This is a genomic window from Streptomyces sp. NPDC000075, assembly GCF_040301925.1.
In the GTDB taxonomy this organism is placed as follows: Bacteria; Actinomycetota; Actinomycetes; order Streptomycetales; family Streptomycetaceae; genus Streptomyces; species Streptomyces polychromogenes.
The window spans coordinates 122,998-143,212 of sequence record NZ_JBEPFL010000021.1 but is presented as its reverse complement, the minus strand read 5'-3'; the positions used below and the strand labels follow the sequence as shown (position 1 = coordinate 143,212).

Here is a 20,215-nt window from a genome sequence, read left to right as displayed (position 1 = left end):
TCCTCAGCGGGCCGGGTGCCTGCCGTCGGCGGCAAGGGCGTTGTCCTCGTCGGCGGCGGTGTCGCCGCCGGGGCGCTTGCGTCCGCACAGGCCGTCGGGGACGGCGTACGTCTGGGCGACGAAGCGGCTCGCGTTGACCATGGAGGGGCTTTCCACCGCCACATCGGTGAGCTTCTTGCCCTGGTCGGTGACGAGGTTCCCGACGACCCGCCGCATCGCGGCGCTGGCGCCGAAGACGAGCATGTCGTAGGGCTTGACGGTGGTGCGGTAGGTGGTGGTCTCCGTGTTCTCGGTGGTCCAGGCGCGTGCGTAGGTCGACTTGTAGGCCGTCTCGAAGGCCTGCTTGACGCTGGTGGAGCCGGATTCCCTCGATCCGCCGGAGACGGTGTTCCTGGTGCTGTTCTCCGAGGTGGGGCCGGTGTTGAGGTAGGGGGTCTTGTGGCCGTTGGAGGATTCGTCGGCGACGTTGGCGGTGACCTCGCCGGTCGCGGTGACGGTGCCTTCGGCCGTGGCCCTTCCGGAGATCTCGCCGCCGATGTTGTCGGAGCTGCCGGTGCGCAGGGTGACGGTCCGGTCGACGGTCATCGGGTCGGTGGTGCAGTTGACGACCGCGTTGCCCAGGGAGGTGATGGCGGTGGCGTACTCGCGGGTGCGGGCCGGGTCGATGCGGAAGGTGCAGGCACCGTGCCGGGTCCCGCAGTACTCCACGATCTCCTCGATCCGCGCCTCGTGGTCGTCGGCGGTGAGTCCCCTGGCCACGGGCACGGTTCCGGGGCCGGGCCGGGCACCGGCGTCGGCGGCGGCCGGGTCGGCGGGCGGTACCGCGAGGGTGAGGGCGAGCAGGGGCAGGAGCAGGCGGGGGCGGCGAAGGGCCGGGTGTCTCATGGTGCGTTCCCCTTCCGCGGGGCTGTGGATGCCGCTTCGGATCCGAGGAGCGAGCAGACCTGGGAGGCGGGGAAGGGAGCCTGGCCCTGCTCGGCGGCGCCGCCCGGAAGGGAGGCGGGGTGGTTCCTGCACACGGTGGAGGAGGCGTCGGCGGCGTTGTCGGAGGGCTCGGGACGGAAGGAGGTGATCGTCTCGGCCATCCCCTTGATCCCGTTCTCCTCGCGCTCGCCCTTGCCGGAGAGCTTCTCCATGCAGGTGGCGGAGCCCGGTGGACACTGCGCGATCCTGTCCCCGACGGCTTTGATCCCCTTGGTTGCTCCTTCCGCGGCGGCCCGGTTCTTCTCCTGGCGTTCGGCGATCTGCCTGGCCGCCTCCGCGTTGATCTCGACGTCGCTCTTGCCCTTGGCGCCGGTGCGGTCGCACACCGAGGCGGGTACGGGGAAGGTGTCCGCCATGAAGGTGCTGTTGTTGACGGTGGACGGGCCGTCGACGACGATGCCGCCGGCCTTGAGGCCGGTGCCGGTGGTGAGGGTTCCGGCGATGCGCTGCATGGCGGCGCTGGCTCCGAAGGCGAGGGCCTCGCCGGGCCGGACGGTGGTGTTGTACGTCGTCGTCTCGGTCTGCTCGGTGACCCACGTGCGCTGGTAGGTGCGTTTGAACGCCGCTTCGAAGGCTCCCTTGACCCCGACGGAGCCGCCCACCTTTCCGCTGCCGTTGACCCCGGCTTCGGCGCCGACCGTGGCGGTGGGGCCCTGCTGCTTGTTCGGGGTGGTGAATTCCCCGCTGCCCTTCGCGGTCACGCCCGCCGTGACCTCGCCCGAGGCGGTGATCTGGCCTTCGACGGCGATCTTTCCGGTGATCTCGCCGCCGAGGTTGTCGGAGCTGCTGGTGCGCAGTGCGATCTGGCGCGTGACCGTGACCGGGTCGCGGGTGCAGTTGACCACGGCGTTGCCGAAGGATTTGACGGCGGTGTAGTAGCTCCCGGAGGCGAGGGGGTCGATGGTGAAGCGGCAGCCTCCGGGGTGGGCGGCGCAGTAGGCGCGGACCCGGTCCGCCGAAGGCAGCGGCTCGTCACCGTCGAAGGCCTTGACGGCCGGGACGGCCGGGGCTTGTGGCAAGGGCTCGGCGGCGGCCCGGGAGAGCAGACACAGGGGCAGTGCCAGGCCCAGGACGGCCCCGAGGGCGGCCGCCCCCGGCAGGCCGGGGCGGCGGGCGGGAATCCGGGTGGGGGTCACGCGTTCATCAGCTCGCAGACTCCGGGCCCGGCGAACGGGCCGCCGGGAGAGGTCAGAACGGCAGGCAGCTCGGCGGCGAACGCCGGGCAGGCCCCGCGTACCGCGCCACCGGCGTTGTCGGCGGGGGCGGGTGTGTAGGCGTCCATCTCCTGGCGGGTCTTGTCCGCGTCCTTCCGCGTCCGGTCCAGGTCCTTGCGGTCGCCTTCCCCGGATGCCATGAGGCCGCTCATGCAGTCCGTCGACGACGTGGGCGGGCATGCGCCGGCCTGCTTCCTGGCGTCCTTGATGTCGTCCTTGGCCTTGCCGACGTCGTCGTTGACGTGCTTGCGGTCGTCGTCGACGGTGGTGCGCTCGCCCGGTGACGCACCGCACGGTTTGGGTTCGCCGTTGGGGCAGGGTTCCTCGTCGTCGCCGGGCGCCGGACGGATGTGGGACGTGGATGCCGGGGCCGTGTACGCCGTGACCGCAGACGCCGTGACCGCGGACGCCGTGGGTGCCGGGCCGCAGAGGGCGGCCGCGGCGAGAACGGACGCGAAGGCGAGGAGGGGACGAGACCGACGAACGCGCGGGGACATGACCGCTCCAGGGGGATGGCGAATGGGGGGTGTGGCACCGACCGGGGTGCGCATTCAAAGTAACGACTTGTCACATTCCGTGCCATGCGCCGAGCGGGGCGCGATACCGCCTCACCTCATCGGCGCATCCTGTCCGCAGCCCGCGACGGCCGCTGGATCCACAGCCGTTCGGGGATCGGCGACACCCGGGCACCACCCGGTCGCCCGCCGTAAACCTCGACGCGCGGGACCCGTTCGATGCGTCGCGGATCACCGGCACCCCGGCCGGACGCCGCCGGCCGACCCCGGTGGACGCGGCCAACCGGCCGGGACTTCGCGACGCGCGACCCAACGCGCCGCACGCGTCCCGGGTTCACCGCGATGGCGCAGGACCGGCGCGGGCGGCCACAACCCGTACGGAGGGCGGGCGCACGGGTGGGCTCGGCGGTCTCCGCTCACGCTCCGGAATCATTCGGACAATCTGTTGGTATCCCTGACTCGGGCGCCGGTGTCTCTCCGGCAGCCCCCGGGCGCCGACACCCGCAACCCGGGCGCCCAGGCCGGCGACCCTTCCACGGCCTTCGCGCACACCGGAACCCGCTGCGCCCCGGACCCGGCGCACCAGGGCCCGTTGCCGCCCCCGCCCCCGGGCCGTCCTGCCCCCCACTCTCGTCGAGGAGACTCCATGTACCGTCCTGCGGGCCGCACCCTGGCCCCTCGTACACTCGCCACCGCCGCCGTGGCCGCCGTGGCACTGGCCGCCGTCCCGGCAGCCACTCCGCCCGCCGCCGCCAACGAGGGGAATCCGACCGTCCTCGCCTGGGGCGCCGGCCGGACAGGGCAACTCGGCAACGGCTCCACGGCCGACAGCCTCTCCCCCGCCTCGGTGACCAGCCTCTTCCGGGGCGACGTGGACAAGATGTCGGCGGGAGGCAGCTCCTCCTCCGACTCCTTCGTCCTCGCCCTGACGGACAAGACCGTCAAGGCGTGGGGGCACAACTCCTCCGGCCAGCTGGGCAACGGCGGGCGCGCCAGCCAGGCCGTACCCGCCACGGTCCCGCGCCTGAACGGCATCAAGGACATCGCCGCCGGAGGCTCACACGCCCTCGCCCTCGACGACCGGGGCCAGGTGTACTCCTGGGGCAACAACGCCTACGGCCAGCTCGGCAACAACCGTACCGGCGAAAGCCGCACCGTTCCCGACCGCGTCCAGCTCCCGCCCCGGGTATCGCAGATCTCGGCGGGCTGCGACTTCAGCCTGGCCCTCCTGGAGAACGGCACCGTCTACGCCTGGGGCCGCGGCGTCCACGGCCAGCTCGGCAACGGCAGCCGCGCGCTGAGCTCCGTACCCGTCCGGGTCAAAGGGCTGGACGACATCGTGGAGGTCGACGCCGGCTGCCACCACGCCCTCGCCAGGACCTCCGGCAACACCGTGAAGTCCTGGGGCTACAACCTCTACGGCCAGCTCGGCGATTCGAGCACCACCTCCTCCAGCGTGCCCGTGGACGTCGACTGGCTGGAGGGCGTCGTCGAGATCGACGCCGGCGCCGACCACAACTACGTCCGCACCAACGACAGCCGGGTCTGGGGCTGGGGCAGCAACCAGTACGGCCAACTCCTCGAAACGGACGAGGACTTCGCCAACGGGACCCTCCGCACCAACCGCACCGCCCCCATCGAGATCCGCCGCCTCGAAGGCGTCCAGCACATGGCGGCCGGAGCACGCCACGGCATCGCCGTCACCGCCGACAAGGTCTTCACCTGGGGCGACAACAGCGAGGGCCAGCTCGGCAACGGCACCACCACCCCCCGCTACAGCCCGGTCGACATCCTCGACCAAGGCTCCGCGATCAAGGACGTCACGGCCTCGCTCGGCGGCAACACCTCCTACGCGTACTGACGTGGACGCCGCCCCGACCGCACCCGGCATCCCCACCCCGTCGAAAGGCCCAGGCATGCCCCTCACCCGCACCAGCACCGTCACCCGCACCACCACTGTCACCCTCACCACCGCGTTCACGCTCACCGCACTCACCGCGTCCACGCTCACCGCACGCGCGGACAGCAGCGACCCCTGGGCCCGCAGCTGGGGCAACAACGCCAGCGGGCAGCTCGGCAACGGCAACGCCACCCTCCAGCTCACGCCGACGAACGTTCAGGGCATCGCCCGGCAGGACCTCCAGGAACTGGCGGCCGGCGGAGCCGAAAGCAGCGGCACCGGCACCGCCACCACGCCCGCCACCTCCTTCGCCGTCGCCCTGCTGAAGGACGGCACCGTGATGTCCTGGGGCGCCAACGGCTCGGGACAGATCGGCAACGGCACCACGAACACCCAGGTGGCCCCGGGCGCGGTCGCCGGACTCTCGGGCGTCAGCCACGTCGCCGCGGGCTCCAACCACGCCCTCGCCGTCCGCAACGGCCGCGTCCTGTCCTGGGGCAGCAACGCCAGCGGCCAGCTCGGCAACGGCGTGACGGCCGCCGACCCCGGCGGGGCGCAGAAGACCCCCGTGCCGGTGCAGAGCCTGGACAGGGTCGTCGACGTCGGAGCCGGCTGCGAGTTCAGCGTCGCCCTGCGCGACAACGGCACGGTCTGGGCCTGGGGGGCGGCCGCCGACGGGCGCCTCGGAAACGACGACGAGAGGACCAACAGCAACACCCCCAAGCAGGTGAAGGCCCTCACGGACGTCGTGGCCATCTCGGTCGGATGCGCCCACGTCCTGGCCCTGGCGGCGGACGGCACCGTCAAGTCCTGGGGGCGCAACAGCGACGGACAACTGGGCAACGACAGCACGGTGCGCAGCACGGTACCCGTCACCGTCCAGTACCTGGACTCCGTCGCGAAGGTGGCGGCGACCACGAACGGCAGCTTCGCCGTCCTCGACGACGGCAGCCTGAGAGCCTGGGGGGACAACGGCTCCGGTCAGCTCGGAGACGGATACACCGACGACCGCACCACCGCGGTTCCCATCGACGCCGTCCAGGGCGTGAAGGAGGTCGCCGGCGGCCCTGAACACACCCTCGCCGCACTCGACAACGGCTCCGTGATCGCGTGGGGTGCGAACACCAACGGCCAGCTCGGCAGCGGCAGCACCGCGGCTTCGAGCACCCCCGTCGTCGCCCTCCCCGCAGGAAGCGACATCAGCCACGTCGCGGCCTCCACGAACGGCCGCTCCAGCTACGCCTACTGACCGACGGGCACTGCGGGCGATCCCTCCCCGGCGGCTTGAGGATCCCCGCGGCGGGGGCGCCGCGAGCCACGAGGCACCGCCGCGCCGCCCCCGCTGACCCGCTCACAGCCGGGCAGGGCCCGCGCTGGGCCGAACCGGGGATCCGGGGGGCGCCGCCGTGTCGGGGCGGGTGCGCCGGGGAACCCATGGGGGGTCTTCCGCCCCTGAGGCGGTGTCCACCGGATGGAGGAACGGGAAGTGGCGAAGGCGTATCTGGTGGGCGGCGGAATCGCCTCGCTGGCGGCGGCGGCGTTCCTGATCCGCGAGGGCGGGTTCCCGGGGAGCGACATCGTGATCCTGGAGGAACAGGACCGCGAGGGCGGGAGCCTGGACGCGGCGGGATCCCCGGAGACGGGGTACACCATGCGCGGCGGCCGCATGTTCGAGATCCATTTCGACTGCACCTACGACCTGCTGTCCTCCATTCCGTCGCTGGACGACCCGGCCAAGTCGGTCACGGAGGACACGTTCGCGTTCCACGAGGACTTCGCCTGGGACGACCACGCCCGCCTCGTCGACGCCGACGGACGCCTCATCGACGCGCATTCGATGACGTTCTCCGAACGGGACCGCCTCGAACTCGTGACGTGCGTGGCCACACCTGAGCGGCTCCTGGACGGCAAGCGGATCTCGGACCTGTTCCACGAGGAGTTCTTCACCAGCAACTTCTGGGCCATGTGGTGCACCACGTTCGCGTTCGAACCCTGGCACAGCGCGATCGAGTTCCGCCGCTACCTCAACCGCTTCGTCCACCTGTTCAAGACCTTCGACACCATGTCGGGCATCTACCGCACCCGCTTCAACCAGTTCGACTCGATCGTGCGGCCCCTCCTGGCGTGGCTGACCGCTCAGGGTGTCACCCTTCAGCTCGGCACCCGCGTCACCGACCTGCACCTCGCCGACGGCGACGCGCTGACCGTCGAGGCGCTCGTGTGGGAGCGCGGCGGGACACCGGGCCGGACGGCCGTCGGCCCGGACGACCTGGTGATGGTGACCAACGGTTCCATGACCGCGAACTCCACCCTGGGCTCCACCGATACCGTCCCGGCCCTGGACACCACGTCCCCCAGCGGAGCCTGGCAGCTGTGGGAGACCCTCGCCGCCAAGCGCCCCGGACTGGGCGACCCCAAGGTGTTCGACTCCCACATCGAGGACTCCACCTGGGAGTCGTTCACCGTCACCACCAAGGACCCGCTCTTCTTCAAACTGATGGAGGAGTTCAGCGGAAGCGAGGCGGGCAAGGGCGGCCTGATCACCTTCAAGCAGTCCAGCTGGCTGCTGACCATCGTGCTCAACCACCAGCCGCATTTCCGGGACCAGCCCGAGGACACGTTCGTATGGTGGGGATACGCGCTGTTCCCCGACCGGCGGGGCGACTTCGTCGACAAGCCCATGTCCGAGTGCACCGGCCGGGAGATCCTCGACGAGGTGCTCGGGCATCTGCCGTTCGCCGAGCGACAGCGGATCCTGGACGGGTCCCTGGTGATCCCCGCGAAGATGCCCTACATCACCAGCCAGTTCCTGGTCCGCAAAGCCGGCGACCGCCCCCCGGTCGTGCCGGCGGGCTCCACCAACCTGGCCTTCATCGGCCAGTACGCCGAGGTCCCCGACGACGTGGTCTTCACCGTCGAGTACTCCGTACGCACCGCCTGGACCGCCGTCGCCCGGTTGCTGCGGCTCGACCGGCAGCCCCCGCCCGTCTACAAGGGCCGGCACGATCCGAAGATCCTCATCGAGGCACTGCAGACCCTGCACCGGCGCTGAGCGGGCCTCCGGGCGCGGAAGCGCCCGGAGGCGGGCGGCTACGTGTCCTGGGTGTGGGGGTGGAGTTCTCCGGCCTTGTCGCCGATGTGGTGGCCGAGCGCACGGTAGGCGTCGAACTGGGCGTGGTCGAACCACTGGTCGAAGGTGGCCTGGCGGGGGAAGGCCGGCTCGCGGAGGGCGTAGCTCAGCAGGTCCTCCGGCATGTCGGGCGTCAGGACGGCCTTCACGAAGATGATCGTTCCCTTCGTGTCCTTCGGGGTGCCCGGGGAGAACTCGACCTCCTCCGGGTACTCGATCGTGCCGCGCACCACGCAGGTCGCGGAGAAGCGGGCGTTCAGGGCGGCCATCGGCGTCTCGGGCGAGAGGGGTTTGCCGCTGCCGGGTACCAGGTCCAGCAGGTTGCGGCCCTGCTCCCGGTTGAACGTGATCTTCACGCCGAGGTCCTCGTAGGCGAGCGTCACCGCCTGTGCGAGGGTGGTGGCCAGGGGCGGTGTGTCCCCGGAGGCGTCGATGACGTAGACGGTCCGGCAGCGCAGGCGCAGCATCTCGACCAGGCCGAGGTTGTCGAAGTGCCCGCCGTCGGTGCACAGCAGCAGGGGCGTGGTGTCCGAGAACCAGCCCACCAGTTCCTGGAGCTGGTACCGCAGCCGCCGTACCCGGGGCAGCCGGGGCATGATCCGGTCGGGGCCGTATTTCGCCAGTTCCGCGATGTAGAGGGGGTTCGGAACCCAGGTGCCCAGCCGTACGTTGGACAGTGCGAGCAGCCGCTCCATGAACATCGTCTGGGAGCCCATCGCCGAGGCGAAGGCGGCTCCTGACACGGCGACGGCGGACTGGACGGTCAGGTCGCGCCCGATCAGCTCGGGGGCGGTCTTCTGGAGGGTGTCGGTGCGGACCCAGCCGGTGTCGGGGCCGCCGCAGTAGTCGGAGGCGAAGGTGAAGGGTACGGCCGGGCGCCCGGGCGCGGTGCGGTTGCGCAGCGAGACGGCGGCCGTCGCGGCGAAGATGACCTGGGGGAATCCGGCCACCCGCTCCGCGTAGGGGTGCAGCGGGGTCGATTCGTGGTTGTAGTCGTAGGGCAGGGCGCCGACCGAGCCGCCCTTCAGCACCGCGCGGCGGACGGCGAAGGCGCCTGCCAGCCGCTGGCGGTAGAAGGGGTGGAGGCTGAAGGTGGTCTGGTCGATCACGAGTGACAGCACGATGAGTGCGATCGGGATGCCGGCCTTCCACCAGATGCTCCACGTGCCCGCGTAGACGGCGGTCCAGGTCATGAGGGCGAGGTAGAAGAACGCGACCAGGGCCAGCACCAGCCAGCACACCGCGGCTTTGACCCAGCCGCCGCCGACCTGGACGACCAGAGAGGGGCCGCCGCCCTTGCGGAAGAGGCCGGTCCGTTCGCCGCCGGGCGTCAGCTGCTTCGCCGTCTTGTGCACGACGGTGAACCAGGTTCCGACCGCGGTCGCCGCCCCGGTGAGAGCGGCGAGCACGGACAGCCCCCTGCCGTCGCTGTAGACCACTCCCTGTTCGTGGGCCAGCCAGGCGAAGAACCAGATCACCGCCGGAAGGACGATGGAGAGCACGGCGACCACCAGGGCCAGCGCCACGATCGCCTTCACGATGCTGCGCAGCCAGGCGGGGCGGGACGCCTTGGTCCAGGCCCCGCCGAAGGCGAAGGCCACCGACACGAGGCCGGCCAGGCCGAGCAGGGCGAGGACGGGCTGCCAGGCGTTCGGGTACAGGTGGAAGGGCGGCAGGAACGTCTCCGGCGGCCCGGGGCACACCGGGAGCGCCGGGTTCCGGCAGGTCGGCACGAACACCTTCGGCCTCGGGACGAAGCGGTGGAGGTCGGTCAGCGGGAGCCGCGAGTAGAACGCGTTCAGGAACTGGCCCGCCACGGTGAAGACGAGGGCCAGCATGCCGAAGGAGACGGCCATCCCCCGCAGCACCGCCCCGGCCGCGTGCAGCCTCTCCTTGGGGGCGTCCGCGAGGTACTTCGCGTGCCGGCGGATGTGGTCCTCCTCCGGGCTGCCCGGCGCGAACGCGTCCGCAGGCCGCGCGAGGCCGGGCCGCGGCACCGAGGGGTTGCCCTGCGCGTCCACGAACCGGGCGTCGGTCAGGGCCAGTTGGAAGGCGCCTGCGGTGTACCCGCCGCCGGACACCGACACCAGGTAGTCGGCCTTGAGCAGTTCGGGGCGCAGCGCCTGCAGAGCTCCCAGGGTGACCGATGCCGACCGGATGCCGCCGCCGGAGACGCAGAAGCCGAGCTCACCGGGGTTGCGGGAGGGCGGCTGGTAGCGGCGGTTGCGCCAGCGGGCCGAGGCCGTGTCCTTCGGGTCCTCGGCCAGGGGCGGCCTCGCCGGGTCCGGAGCGGTCCACTGGGACAGGGGTTCCCAGTCGTGGGGTGCGGCGGGCGGGAGGATCACGTCCGGCAGGCCCGTCCCGTCCGCGGCGGGCTGATCGGCGTACTCCACGACCGGACGGGGGCGGTCTTCGCTCGTGCCGCGCACCAGGGCGGGGGCCAGCAGGCGGCGGGAGCAGAGGGTGGCGACGGTGAGGAGGGCTGCCGCCACCAGCGGAATGACGAGTGCCCATTTCAGCTGGGCGCATTGGCTCGCCCACTGCAGGTTGCCCTCCAGGTCACCCTCCGGGCCGCTGTGCGCGAAGGCGGCCAAGGGCGCTACGGGTCCCTTCGGGTCGGCTTTGATCCCGTCCAGGGCCTTCCAGAGGAAGACGTTCTCCACGCAGTCCGCCGCCACCGCCACGGGGGTGAGGAAGAGGGCGCGCAGGGCCCACAGGCGCGTGGCCTTCCGGTAGAGGAGCAGGTGGCCGAGTCCGAACGCACCGGCGAGGGCCGCCGCGTACCCGGGGATGAACCAGCGCCAGTCCAGCACGAGTCCGTCCTGGAAGAGCTCGGCTCCGCCTCCGGCCTTCACGAGGGCGCGGGCCCGCGCGGGGGTCCCCGCGAACTGCAGCAGGAGCTCGCCGTCTCCCGGGGGCCTGGCGCCGAACGGCGGAGCCGCCCCGTACCAGAGGACCATCGAGAGACCGGCGGCGAGCCCGGACAGGCACAGCCCCACCGCCCAGCCCGGCACCTCCCGCAGCTTCAGCTGCGCCTGCGCATTCGGCATGCACGCAGAGTAGCGGCCCGGGTACGTTTGGTGCCGTTATGGGTGGTGCGCGTGACGGAAACAGGACCCGCTCGGCCCCACTCGGGGCCGGGTCAGTAGGCGTCCGGTCCGTGCCAGTTCCGGTCGTGTGTGCGATGGGACTCGGTCAGGCCGTCGCGGAAGAACTTCTCGTAGTAGCCGTTCTCGACGTGATGGGTCTGGAGCCAGACGCCCGGGACGTGGATGGTGTCGCAGTGTGCGGGAAAGCGCCCGTGGGTCTCGTGGATGTAGGTGCAGATGTCCCGCGTGCAGGCGATGACGTCGGCGGAATAGTCACTGGCCTGGTGCAGGTAGCGACTGCCGAAGTCCCCGCGGTAGATGCGGGCGAACAAGCCCTCGTCGGCGTAGATGCCCTTCGGTCCGAACTTGCCGGCCACCACGGCGTCGACCGCGTCGCCCATGCCGGCGTAGTTGGGCGGGCACATCGCCTTGATGAGGTACTCGCCGTCGTGGCGCAGGGCGACGGGGGCCGCCCGCAGGTTCGCGTAGCGGGGCAGCGGCACGTGCCAGCGCAGGACGTCCGCCGGTCTCCACCGCGGGACGGTCCAGTCGAAGCCGAGCATGGGGCCGTAGTCGGCGCGGAACTTCGGGTCGCCCAGCATGATCGGCGGGGCGAGCGAGGCGTGGATCCAGGCTCCCAGGCCCATGGCGTCGGCGGTGAGCATGAGGTTCTGGAGCAGCAGGTCGGCCTCGATCTGCGTACGCATGGCCCAGATGGCGCCGAGCGGCAGCTTGATGTCCTCGTTCAGGAATCCCGACTTCACCCACTTGCGCACGCCGGCCGGGCGGTAGAGGTTGCGGTCGTCGACGATCAGCGGGCGTGCTCCCTCGGGCTGGGTCAGCAGGTACATCAGCCCGTTGATGTACTGCCGTGAAAGGTCCACGACGGGGAGGAGGATGGTGGTGCCGGGCAGGTTCGACAGGAAGCGGTTGGAGTCGAGGTAGGCGGGGAAGTCCCGCTTGCCGTCCGGTACGTCGAGGCGGTGGTCGAGCAGCCGTACCTTCGCCTCGGCCGCGCGGGCGCACAGGGTCTCGGGGTCGAACTCCGGCGTCGAACCGTCGGCCGGCGGGGGCGGTTTGCGCAGGAAGTAGGTGCCGGTGTCGTTGATCAGGAAGAAGTGTGTGCCCTGGGCGTTGTCGGGGCTGCCGGCGGTCCTGCCCGGCATGTTGAGGTTCGGTTTGGCCATGATGGGTTTGCCGTTGCGCGGGTCGGCGAAGGGACGGTCCGGCATGGTGAGGCCGGAGCACCCGGTCATGGCGATCAGGACGGCCTCTTCGAGTTCGGTGAGGGGGGTGCGCGGTTCGGCGGAGGCCCAGCTCATCGAACCGGCCTCGACCGAGCTGCCCCGGCTGACGCGGTGGGTGCGGCGGCGCCAGATCGACGTGAGGAGGGGCCGGTTCATCAGGGCCTCGAACCCGGCGCGGCCGCGGGAGTTCAGCGGGTCGTTCATACCTCGGTCCCTTCGGGACGCGCCCGCGGCCTGTCGTGGCCCGGACGTCCATGCCGTACCACGGCGGCGGGCGCCGTCAGTCGCGGAGGCGGGCTTCGACCGTCTCCACGAGTCCGGCGATGACGCCGTCGGGGGACGGGCTGTAGTGGGGAACGGCCCAGCGCGTGATCCTGGCGTCGATCAGGGTGGGCCGGTTGGAGGCCAGCGCCGTGCGGAAGGCCTGCTCGAATCCGTCGAGCGTCTCGACGCGGTAGCCGTCGGCCCCGCATGCCCGTGCGTACGCGGCGAAGTCGGGGTTCTGGAACTCGACGAGCCCCGTCTCCCCGTAGGTGGTGAGCTGGAAGAGTTTGATCAGCTTGAATTCCTCGTCGTCGAAGATGACCCAGATGACGGGGATCTCGTTCTCGACGGCCGTCATCAGCTCGAAGCCGGACAGCGAGTAGCACCCGTCGCCGCAGCCGACGACGACGGTCCGCTCCGGGTGCGCGAGCTTCAGGCCGATGGCCCCGTTGACGTGGCCCGCCATCGGTCCGAACGAACCGGCCTTGCGGAAGTTCTGCCCCTGCTCCAGTTCCACGTAGTAGCCGAGCCAGGCGAGGTGTGCTCCCGCGTCGGCGAGCAGGATTCCCCCGGGCGGCAGCAGCCGGCCGATCGCCTGGGCCAGCTCCCCCGGATGGATCTTCCCGGTCAGATGGACGATGTGACGGGCCTCGTAGTCGCGGCCCGCCACCTCGGCGGCGGGGACCTCGCCGGCCTTCGCGTCCAGCGCCTCGTGGAGGGCCGCCACGGCCAGGCGCGCGTCCGCGTGCAGGGGGTAGTCCGGCTTGTAGGCCTTCCGGAACTCGGCCTCGGAGATGTTCACGTGGACGAGCACCTTGTCCGCGAAGAGGTCTTCGCGGTAGTTGAACGTGGCGTGCTGGTTCAGGGAGTTGCCGATGCACAGCACGACGTCGGCCTCGCGGAAGGCCTTCCACGCGCTGGAGTGACCGCTGTCCGCGAAGACGCCCACGGACAGCGGGTGTCCCTCCGACACGATGCCCTTGCCGTCCAGCGTGGTGAGCAGGGGGATCCGGAACCTTTCGATCAGCCGCCGGACCTCCGCTCCCGCCCCACTGCGGATCGCGCCGAAGCCGACGAGGGCCACGATCCGCTTGTGCTGCGCGAGGGCCTCGGCCAGCATCACCGCGATCTCCTCGACGCGCGCCGGATCCGGGACGACCGGCGCCACGTCCAGCCGGACGTCACGGAAGTTCGTGACCTCGACGCCGTGGTGGGTGAGGTCCTCGGGGACATGGATGTGGACCGGTCCGGGCCTGCCCTCGAACGCGATGTTGACCGCCTCCTCGAGCACGTCGCACGTGTCGGCGGCGTCGGTGAGCAGGAAGGACTTCTTCGTGGTGGCCGCGAACATGGCCCGCGAGTCGGGCGTCCTGTTCAGCCCCGAGGTCTCGTTGAGCGAACCCCATCCCTGCCACGCCCTCGACGCGTATCCCGAGACGGCCAGCACCGGGTAGGAGTCGGACATCGCCACGGCCAGGCCGGAGAACAGGTTGAAGGCGCCCGGTCCGGCCGTCGCGAAGCAGAAGCCCAGTTCGTTGGTGTACATCGCGTATCCGCAGGCCATGAAGGAGGCGGCCTGCTCGTGCCGGGTGATGACCGGCCGGATCCGCCGTGAATGCTTCAGCGCCAGCATCAGGCCGGCGGCGTTCTCTCCCGCGCCGCCGAACGCGGCCCGTACCCCGAGTCCCTCCAGCCCCTTGACCAGGGCTTCGTAAACTCTCATGGCCCTTCCCTCGGCTCGTCCGTTCGCTCCCCCTCGCGCATGCTCGGATGTTCGAATTTCCTGCCGCTGGTCGGATTCCGGAATCCAGCTTGCCATCGCCCGGTGCATTCCGCCCCCGCACACGGCACGGGCCCGGCACCACCCGTCTGCGCCGTTGCGCGCGACGCCGTCGCGTCGGTGCGTCAGGGTTGCCGTGTGTAACGAAGGTGCCCGCAGGACCGGTCTCCGGTCCCGGGCAGCCGCGCGGCGCCGCCCCGGCACGGCCCCCAGCTTCGCGTCCGGCCGACGGGGTGCGCCTTGGCGAAGAGGCGCACATGGACGAGATCGGCCGGTACGAGCGGTACGTGGGCGGGCACCCGGATGTGGAACGGCTCTGTTTCGAGCGGCTTGCCCGTGACCTCATGCGGGTCCAGCTCAAGTCCAGGAAACGCGGCGGTGCCGCCGACATCGCGCGGACCTTCCACGCCAAGGGGATCCTCGGCGCGGAGAACGCGCGCCTGCGGTTCAGCGACGACCTGCCGCCGGACCTGCGGACCGGCTTCGCGAGCCCCGGCGCCGAGTATCCCGCCACCGTACGGCTCTCGAACGCGAACGGCTCCCGCCAGCCCGACCACGCCCCCGATCTACGCGGAGCGGCACTGCGCATCGCGGTCGGACCGGACGAGTCCCACGACCTGCTCATGACGAGCCATCCGGTCTCGCACGCACGCGACGCGCGCGAGTTCGTCGAATTCGCGAAGGCGATGGCGGGCGCCGACTCCACGCCGCGCAAGGCCTTCGCGCTGTTCGTCACGCTGCCGCTCGCGGTCGGCTGGTCCACCGCCGCACGCATGCGCCACAACGTGCGTGCCGGCACCCGCCACACCGTGCGCAGCCTGGCTCTGGAGACGTACTGGAGCCGCGGCGCCATCCTGTGGGGCGACGCCGGACCGGTCCGGTACCAGCTGCGCCCGGCCGGGGACGCACCGCCGGCCCCGGACCCCTCCCCCGGTGACCCCGATCATCTGCACCACGAGCTCGCGGAGCGGCTGAAGAAGGCGGACGTCGTCTTCGAGCTGTACGTGCAGCGCTACGTCGACGCCCGCCGCACACCCGTCGAGGACGGCACGGCCGAGTGGAAGGAGCAGGACACCCCGCCCGTCCGCGTGGCCACACTCACCGTCCCGTGCCAGGACATCGACTCCGCCGAGGCGCGGGCCGCGGCCGAACGGGTCGAGCAGCTCGCCTTCAACCCGTGGAACAGCACCGAGGCGTTCCGGCCCCTCGGGAACCTCAACCGCGCCCGCAAGGTCGCCTACGAGGCCAGCAGCGCCCACCGCCTGGGACAGCGGTTCGCCAACGTGCAGCCCCGGCGCAACGGCGTACTGGGCGTACCGTTGCGGGGCGCCTTCCGCGGCCTCAACCGGTTCGTCCCCTGGCACCGGCTGCCCGTCCCCCTCGGCCTGCTGAACCTCGTGGCCCTGCGGCAGCAGCTGCGGCGGTCCAACCTGATCGACACCGACCCCCACGAGGCTCCGCCCAGGACCCGGCCCGTACCGGCGGCCATCGACGAGAGCATGCGGGTCGCACGGAGCTACGACGGCACCTACAACGACCTGTCCGCGCCGACCATGGGCGCCGTCGGGGCCGCCTTCGGCCGCAACCTTCCCCCGGTCTACCGGCCGGAGCTGTTCGACGTGCCCAACCCGGTCACGGTCAGCAGGGAACTGCTGCACCGCGACGCCTTCATCCCGGCGCGTTCGCTCAACATCCTGGCCGCCGCCTGGATCCAGTTCCAGGTCCACGACTGGGTCAACCACAAGCGCTACCCGACCGGTACGACGACCGTCGAGGTACCGCTCCCGCCCGACGTCACGTGGCGGAACACACCGGGCGGGCCGACCGAGAAGGTGATGCGCTTCGCCGAGAACGAGGGGCTGCACCCGGCCGACGGCAAGGGGCCGCCCACGCTCTTCGCCAACGCGGCGTCCCACTGGTGGGACGGCTCCGAGGTGTACGGCGGCGACAGGGAGACCGGCATGTCGCTGCGCGTACCGGACGGCGGCGCCACCCTGCGGCTGGACGACGGCCACCTTCCGGTCGGGCCGAACGGCCTTCCGCTCACCGGGTTCGCGGAGAGCTGGTGGTACGGCCTCAGCGCGATGCAGACCCTCTTCGCCCGGGAACACAACGTCGTGTGCGAGGCGTTGCGGCGGGAATACCCGCGCCTGACCGAGGAGCGCGTCTACCAGACGGCGCGGCTCGTCGTGTCGGCACTCATCGCGAAGATCCACACCGTGGAGTGGACTCCAGCGATCCTCGCCACCGAAGTGATCGACATCGGGCTCAAGACCAACTGGCAGGGTCCGCCGCGGAAATGGCTCGACCAGCTGGGGCTGTGGCTCTTCGAGTCGCACTCGCTGACCGGCATCCCCAAGACCCTGCCGGACCACCATGGCGCTCCGTACTCCCTCACCGAGGACTTCGTCACCGTCTACCGCATGCACCCCCTGCTCCCCGACGACTTCGAGATCGTGGACCACCGTCTCGGCCGGCGGCTGGAGACCCTCGGGTTCAACGACCTTCAGGGCTCCGCCACGGAACCGCTGATGCGCAAGACCGGTCTGGCCAACTCGTTGTACTCGCTCGGCACGGCCCATCCCGGCGCGATCACCCTGCACAACTATCCCCGGGCTCTCCAGGCGTTCGAGCGGGACGGCGAGATCATCGACCTGTCCGTGGTCGACCTGGTGCGGACCCGGCGCCGCGGGGTTCCCCGGTACAACGACTTCCGGGCCGGCCTGCACAAGCCGCGTCTGCGGCGGTTCGAAGACCTCTCCTGCGATGCGGAGACGGTCGCCCGCCTGAAGGAGGTCTACCGCGAGGTCGATCACATCGACACCATGGTGGGACTCTTCGCCGAGAACCCGCCGCACGGCTTCGGCTTCAGCGATACGGCTTTCCGCATCTTCATCCTGATGGCGACACGGCGCCTGCAGAGCGACCGCTTCCTCACCGTCGACTTCAGGCCGGAGGTGTACACGCCCCTGGGCATGGACTGGATCGAGCGCAACGGCATGACCAGCGTGGTGCTGCGGCACTGCCCAGAACTGGCGGGCTCCCTGCCTCGGACGGCGAGCGCCTTCGCACCCTGGCGCGTGGCTCCCGCCAACGGCGCCGGGGGAGGCCGCGGGTGAGCGTCGGTCATCGGCGAGCCCGCGTCAGGGGGCGGTGACTTCCCAGGCCGCCTCGATCATCCGGAAGACCTCGTCCACCGTGGCCCCGGGATCGTCCGCCCGGCAGGCGAGCGCGTAGGCGTCGATGGCGAACCGCGCGGTCGCCTCGCAGGCCGTCGCGCTCCGGGACAGGTGGGGATCGGCGGTCATCGCCCTTGCCAGTGCCTGTCCGTGACGCAGGCTCATCGACTCCTCGTACTCCCGCAGGGCGGACGACCCCTCGATCATGCGCCGGAGGGGGGCGGCGGCCTCCGCCGTGGTCCGACTGCCCGCCGGCCTCGGGCTGGACGCCGCCGGGGTGGTGGACGAGATCGGCGAGGGCGTCGAGGGGATCGAGATCGGCGACCACGTGTTCGGCGAGGGCACCGACACCTACGCCGACTTCGCCGTCCTGTCGGCCTGGGCCCGGATACCCGACGGACTGCCCTTCGAGGAGGCGGCCGGGTACCCGTCGGTGGTGGAGACCGCTCTGCGCGTCATCCGCGAGGTCGGCGTGCGGCCCGGGCAGAGCCTGCTGGTCAGCGGTGCGTCCGGCGGCGTCGGGTCGGCGGTCCTGCAGATCGCCCGCGCGCGCGGCATCACGGTGATCGGCACGGCCGGGGCCGCGAACCAGGACTACCTGCGCGGCCTGGGCGCCCTCGCCACGACCTACCACGAGGGCTGGGCCGACCGGGTGCGGCGGCTGGGCCGGGTCGACGCCGCCCTCGACCTGGCCGGCGCGGGCGTGATCCGCGAACTCGTCGGCCTGACCGGGGACCCGCGCAAGGTCGTCTCCATCGCCGACCTCGATGCGCCACGACTGGGCGTCCGGTTCTCCGGCGTGGCCGGGAGCGTACCGGACGCGCTCGCCGAGGCCGTCGACCTCATCTCCCGGGGCATGCTCCACATCCCGGTCGAGAAGTCGTACCCGCTCACCGAGGCGGCGGCCGCGCACACCGACAGCCGTGCCGGCCAGACCCGGGGACGCCGAGTCCTGGTCGTCTGAGCCGGGCCCGACCGTCGTCGGGGGGGCAGGTTCGGGCCGTGGTTACGCGGGCCCGGTGGCGAGCTGGATGAGGTTGCCGCAGGTGTCGTCGAGGACGGCGGTGGTCACGGGGCCCATCTGGACGGGTTCCTGGGTGAAGCGGACGCCCAGCGCGCGCAGGCGCTCGTACTCGGCGTGTACGTCGTCGACGGCGAACTGGGCCAGGGGGATGCCGTCCCGGACGAGGGCGTCGCGGTAGGGCTTGACGGCCGGGTGGCCGGCGGGCTCCAGCAGGAGTTCGGTGCCGGAGGGCTCGTCGCGGGAGACGACGGTGAGCCACCGGTCGGTCTCCCCCAAGGGCACGTCGTGCTTCTTCACGAAGCCGAGGATCTCGGTGTAGAAGTGCAGGGCCTTGGCCTGGTCGTCGACGAAGACGCTGGTCAGGTGGATTCTCATGGGGTGTCCTCACAAGGTTGGGGGTCGGGGAGGGGTTTGCGACTGACCGGCTGACTGGCTGACGACACGCGTGGAGCGACAGGCCCGGCCGGAACGTCCCGTTTCACTAGCTTGTCGCATGATCCGCTTCCCATCGGAGAAGACCTGATGCGCCACTCCGTCCCGTTCGCCACGCGCGGCGGCATCGGTCGGTGGACCGTACTCCTGGCCGTCCTGCTCGCGGCCTGGTCTCCACCCGCTCCCGCCCACGGCGCCTCCTCCGGGCCGGACCGGGCCCCCATTCCGCCCACCTGGGCGAACAGGCCAAGGCCGGGCGGTACGGGGGCGGCGACGCGCAGCTCGGGACGCGGCGGACCTGGCCGACCATCGACTGGGCCTCCTCGACCGTGCTGCGGGAGTTCCAGCTGGGCTCCCTCACCCCGCACGCCGAGTTCTGGGTCCGCACGGGGGACATGCGCGTCGACAGCGACGAGTGCCGCAGCTCCAACGCAGACGATGTCGTCATCACCGACCGGCAACTGCACTACCTCGGTGAACAGTTCGAGCACGTGATGCGCCCCCGCGAGGCCGAGGCATTCGGGGTGCCGAAGCCCCGTGACGACCGGGTGGTCGTCCTCGTCGACAACATCCCCTCCGGCGGCTCCTCCCTCACCGGCTGGCAGACCACCAGCAGCTACCAGATCAAGAAGATCCCGCGACGGCTGCACCAGCTCCTCGGCACATGGGCCTCGACGGTCTTCGCGATCGTCGACCGCTACGAGCCGACGGACGATCCAGCAGCGGGCCCCGTACCGGCTCACCGTCAACAACGTGCTCCAGCCGGGCGGTGGCTGACCGCACCGTCCGCTCGGCGGCGCGGTCAGGCGGTGGTGAGCGCGGCCGCGCCGAAGGAGACGTCGAAGCGGTCGCACCAGATGGTGACGCTGCGGTAGTCGGCCAAGTTCAGGTCGGCGGGGATCTCGTAGTTCTGGTCGCCCTTGTTGCCCTTGAGCTTGCCCAGGCTGACGTGCTTGCCGTCGTCGAAGACGGACCAGCCGGCCACGCCTTCCTTCACCGGGGCGTCGCTGAGCCAGACACGCAGGTCCGGGCCGTTGCTGGTGTCGAGGCCCTCCAGCCGCAGGGTGCGGGAGCCGTCAGGGAGCCGGATCAGCTGCACGGTGCCCGTGGTGGTGTGCTCGTGGCTGATCAGTGTCCCCCGGGCCAGGGTCTGCGGGCCGGTCGGTGCTCCCGGGGGCACCGCCGAGGACGCGGGCCCGGATGCGGCGGCCTTGCCGGACGCCGTGGGGAGGGACTCGTGGACGGTCGCGTCCTGCCACAGCTTCCACGGCTGGAACCAGTACACGCCGAGGCCCAGTACCAGCGCTGCCGCGACCAGCAGCCCCGCCCACAGCCGTCCCCGTCGCTTCGTCTCCGTCACTGAACTGCCCTTCCTCGCCGGTCCGTCGCCCGTCATTCAACGCGGACGCGGCCGCCGGCACCAGCTCTGACCTGGTGACGAAAGTCTTACGGACCCC

Annotated in this window: 13 protein-coding genes and 2 pseudogenes; 6 read left to right on the top strand and 9 right to left on the bottom strand. The window is 71.2% G+C overall.

The window, feature by feature from the left end; all coding sequences use genetic code 11:
* Window positions 1–3: 3 nt before the first annotated feature.
* Genes ABT403_RS24180 through ABT403_RS24170 form a run of 3 tightly spaced genes read right to left on the bottom strand, consistent with a single transcriptional unit; the run spans window position 4 to window position 2,695 of the window.
* Complete coding sequence (locus ABT403_RS24180) at window positions 4–885, bottom strand: hypothetical protein (protein ID WP_344161923.1); 882 nt, start codon at window positions 883–885, stop codon at window positions 4–6.
* Window positions 882–2,120, bottom strand: coding sequence for a hypothetical protein (locus tag ABT403_RS24175; protein ID WP_344161926.1), 1,239 nt, complete (start codon window positions 2,118–2,120; stop codon window positions 882–884). Before ABT403_RS24175 ends, ABT403_RS24180 begins: the two co-directional genes overlap by 4 nt.
* Window positions 2,117–2,695, bottom strand: a complete 579-nt coding sequence (locus tag ABT403_RS24170; protein WP_344161929.1) for a hypothetical protein — start codon at window positions 2,693–2,695, stop codon at window positions 2,117–2,119. The genes ABT403_RS24175 and ABT403_RS24170 overlap by 4 nt, the downstream gene beginning before the upstream one ends.
* Window positions 2,696–3,359: 664 nt before the next feature.
* Between ABT403_RS24170 and ABT403_RS24165 the strand changes: the two genes are divergently transcribed.
* The 3 genes from ABT403_RS24165 to ABT403_RS24155 all read left to right on the top strand — a co-directional run bounded on the left by ABT403_RS24165 (window position 3,360) and on the right by ABT403_RS24155 (window position 7,665).
* The gene (locus tag ABT403_RS24165; RefSeq protein ID WP_344161932.1) at window positions 3,360–4,574 is read left to right on the top strand and encodes an RCC1 domain-containing protein; all 1,215 of its coding nucleotides are present in this window, start codon (window positions 3,360–3,362) and stop codon (window positions 4,572–4,574) included.
* 55 nt (window positions 4,575–4,629) lie between these two features.
* Window positions 4,630–5,862, top strand: a complete 1,233-nt coding sequence (locus ABT403_RS24160) for an RCC1 domain-containing protein (RefSeq protein WP_344161935.1) — start codon at window positions 4,630–4,632, stop codon at window positions 5,860–5,862.
* A gap of 237 nt (window positions 5,863–6,099) precedes the next feature.
* Window positions 6,100–7,665 (top strand): oleate hydratase, encoded by a 1,566-nt coding sequence (locus ABT403_RS24155; RefSeq protein ID WP_344161938.1) that lies wholly within the window; start codon window positions 6,100–6,102, stop codon window positions 7,663–7,665.
* A gap of 38 nt (window positions 7,666–7,703) precedes the next feature.
* On the opposite strand, the gene ABT403_RS24150 is transcribed toward ABT403_RS24155, so the two are convergent.
* The 3 genes from ABT403_RS24150 to ABT403_RS24140 all read right to left on the bottom strand — a co-directional run bounded on the left by ABT403_RS24150 (window position 7,704) and on the right by ABT403_RS24140 (window position 14,066).
* Window positions 7,704–10,793 carry a patatin-like phospholipase family protein gene (locus ABT403_RS24150; protein WP_344161940.1) on the bottom strand — a complete coding sequence of 1,030 codons (3,090 nt, stop codon included), beginning with the start codon at window positions 10,791–10,793 and terminating at the stop codon, window positions 7,704–7,706.
* Between the two features lie 92 nt (window positions 10,794–10,885).
* Window positions 10,886–12,283: a hypothetical protein gene (locus tag ABT403_RS24145; protein ID WP_344161943.1), complete on the bottom strand. Its 1,398-nt coding sequence runs from the start codon at window positions 12,281–12,283 to the stop codon at window positions 10,886–10,888.
* A gap of 76 nt (window positions 12,284–12,359) precedes the next feature.
* The gene (locus ABT403_RS24140) at window positions 12,360–14,066 is read right to left on the bottom strand and encodes a thiamine pyrophosphate-binding protein (RefSeq protein WP_344161946.1); all 1,707 of its coding nucleotides are present in this window, start codon (window positions 14,064–14,066) and stop codon (window positions 12,360–12,362) included.
* Window positions 14,067–14,380: 314 nt separating this feature from the next.
* Between ABT403_RS24140 and ABT403_RS24135 the strand changes: the two genes are divergently transcribed.
* Window positions 14,381–17,242, top strand: a complete 2,862-nt coding sequence (locus tag ABT403_RS24135) for a peroxidase family protein (protein WP_344161949.1) — start codon at window positions 14,381–14,383, stop codon at window positions 17,240–17,242.
* Between the two features lie 24 nt (window positions 17,243–17,266).
* Here ABT403_RS24135 and ABT403_RS24130 read toward each other — a convergent pair.
* Window positions 17,267–17,539: pseudogene (locus ABT403_RS24130) on the bottom strand (TetR/AcrR family transcriptional regulator); the annotation flags it as partial.
* 1 nt (window position 17,540) lies between these two features.
* Here ABT403_RS24130 and ABT403_RS24125 point away from each other — a divergent pair.
* Window positions 17,541–18,266: pseudogene (locus ABT403_RS24125) on the top strand (NADP-dependent oxidoreductase); the annotation flags it as partial.
* 42 nt (window positions 18,267–18,308) lie between these two features.
* On the opposite strand, the gene ABT403_RS24120 reads toward ABT403_RS24125, so the two are convergent.
* Entirely contained in the window at window positions 18,309–18,701 is a 393-nt protein-coding gene (locus ABT403_RS24120) for a VOC family protein (RefSeq protein ID WP_344161955.1), read from the bottom strand.
* 191 nt (window positions 18,702–18,892) lie between these two features.
* Here ABT403_RS24120 and ABT403_RS24115 point away from each other — a divergent pair, with 191 nt between their 5' ends.
* Window positions 18,893–19,633 (top strand): hypothetical protein, encoded by a 741-nt coding sequence (locus tag ABT403_RS24115; RefSeq protein WP_344161958.1) that lies wholly within the window; start codon window positions 18,893–18,895, stop codon window positions 19,631–19,633.
* Here ABT403_RS24115 and ABT403_RS24110 read toward each other — a convergent pair.
* Entirely contained in the window at window positions 19,561–20,118 is a 558-nt protein-coding gene (locus ABT403_RS24110; protein ID WP_344161961.1) for a DM13 domain-containing protein, read from the bottom strand. The genes ABT403_RS24115 and ABT403_RS24110 overlap by 73 nt on opposite strands.
* Window positions 20,119–20,215 lie beyond the last annotated feature (97 nt).

Coding starts and splice junctions, on each gene's coding strand:
- ABT403_RS24180 (WP_344161923.1), bottom strand. CDS start 885: ATGAGACACCCGGCCCTTCGCCGCCCCCGCCTGCTCCTGCCCCTGCTC.
- ABT403_RS24170 (WP_344161929.1), bottom strand. CDS start 2,695: ATGTCCCCGCGCGTTCGTCGGTCTCGTCCCCTCCTCGCCTTCGCGTCC.
- ABT403_RS24165 (WP_344161932.1), top strand. CDS start 3,360: ATGTACCGTCCTGCGGGCCGCACCCTGGCCCCTCGTACACTCGCCACC.
- ABT403_RS24160 (WP_344161935.1), top strand. CDS start 4,630: ATGCCCCTCACCCGCACCAGCACCGTCACCCGCACCACCACTGTCACC.
- ABT403_RS24150 (WP_344161940.1), bottom strand. CDS start 10,793: ATGCCGAATGCGCAGGCGCAGCTGAAGCTGCGGGAGGTGCCGGGCTGG.
- ABT403_RS24145 (WP_344161943.1), bottom strand. CDS start 12,283: ATGAACGACCCGCTGAACTCCCGCGGCCGCGCCGGGTTCGAGGCCCTG.
- ABT403_RS24140 (WP_344161946.1), bottom strand. CDS start 14,066: ATGAGAGTTTACGAAGCCCTGGTCAAGGGGCTGGAGGGACTCGGGGTA.
- ABT403_RS24135 (WP_344161949.1), top strand. CDS start 14,381: ATGGACGAGATCGGCCGGTACGAGCGGTACGTGGGCGGGCACCCGGAT.
- ABT403_RS24120 (WP_344161955.1), bottom strand. CDS start 18,701: ATGAGAATCCACCTGACCAGCGTCTTCGTCGACGACCAGGCCAAGGCC.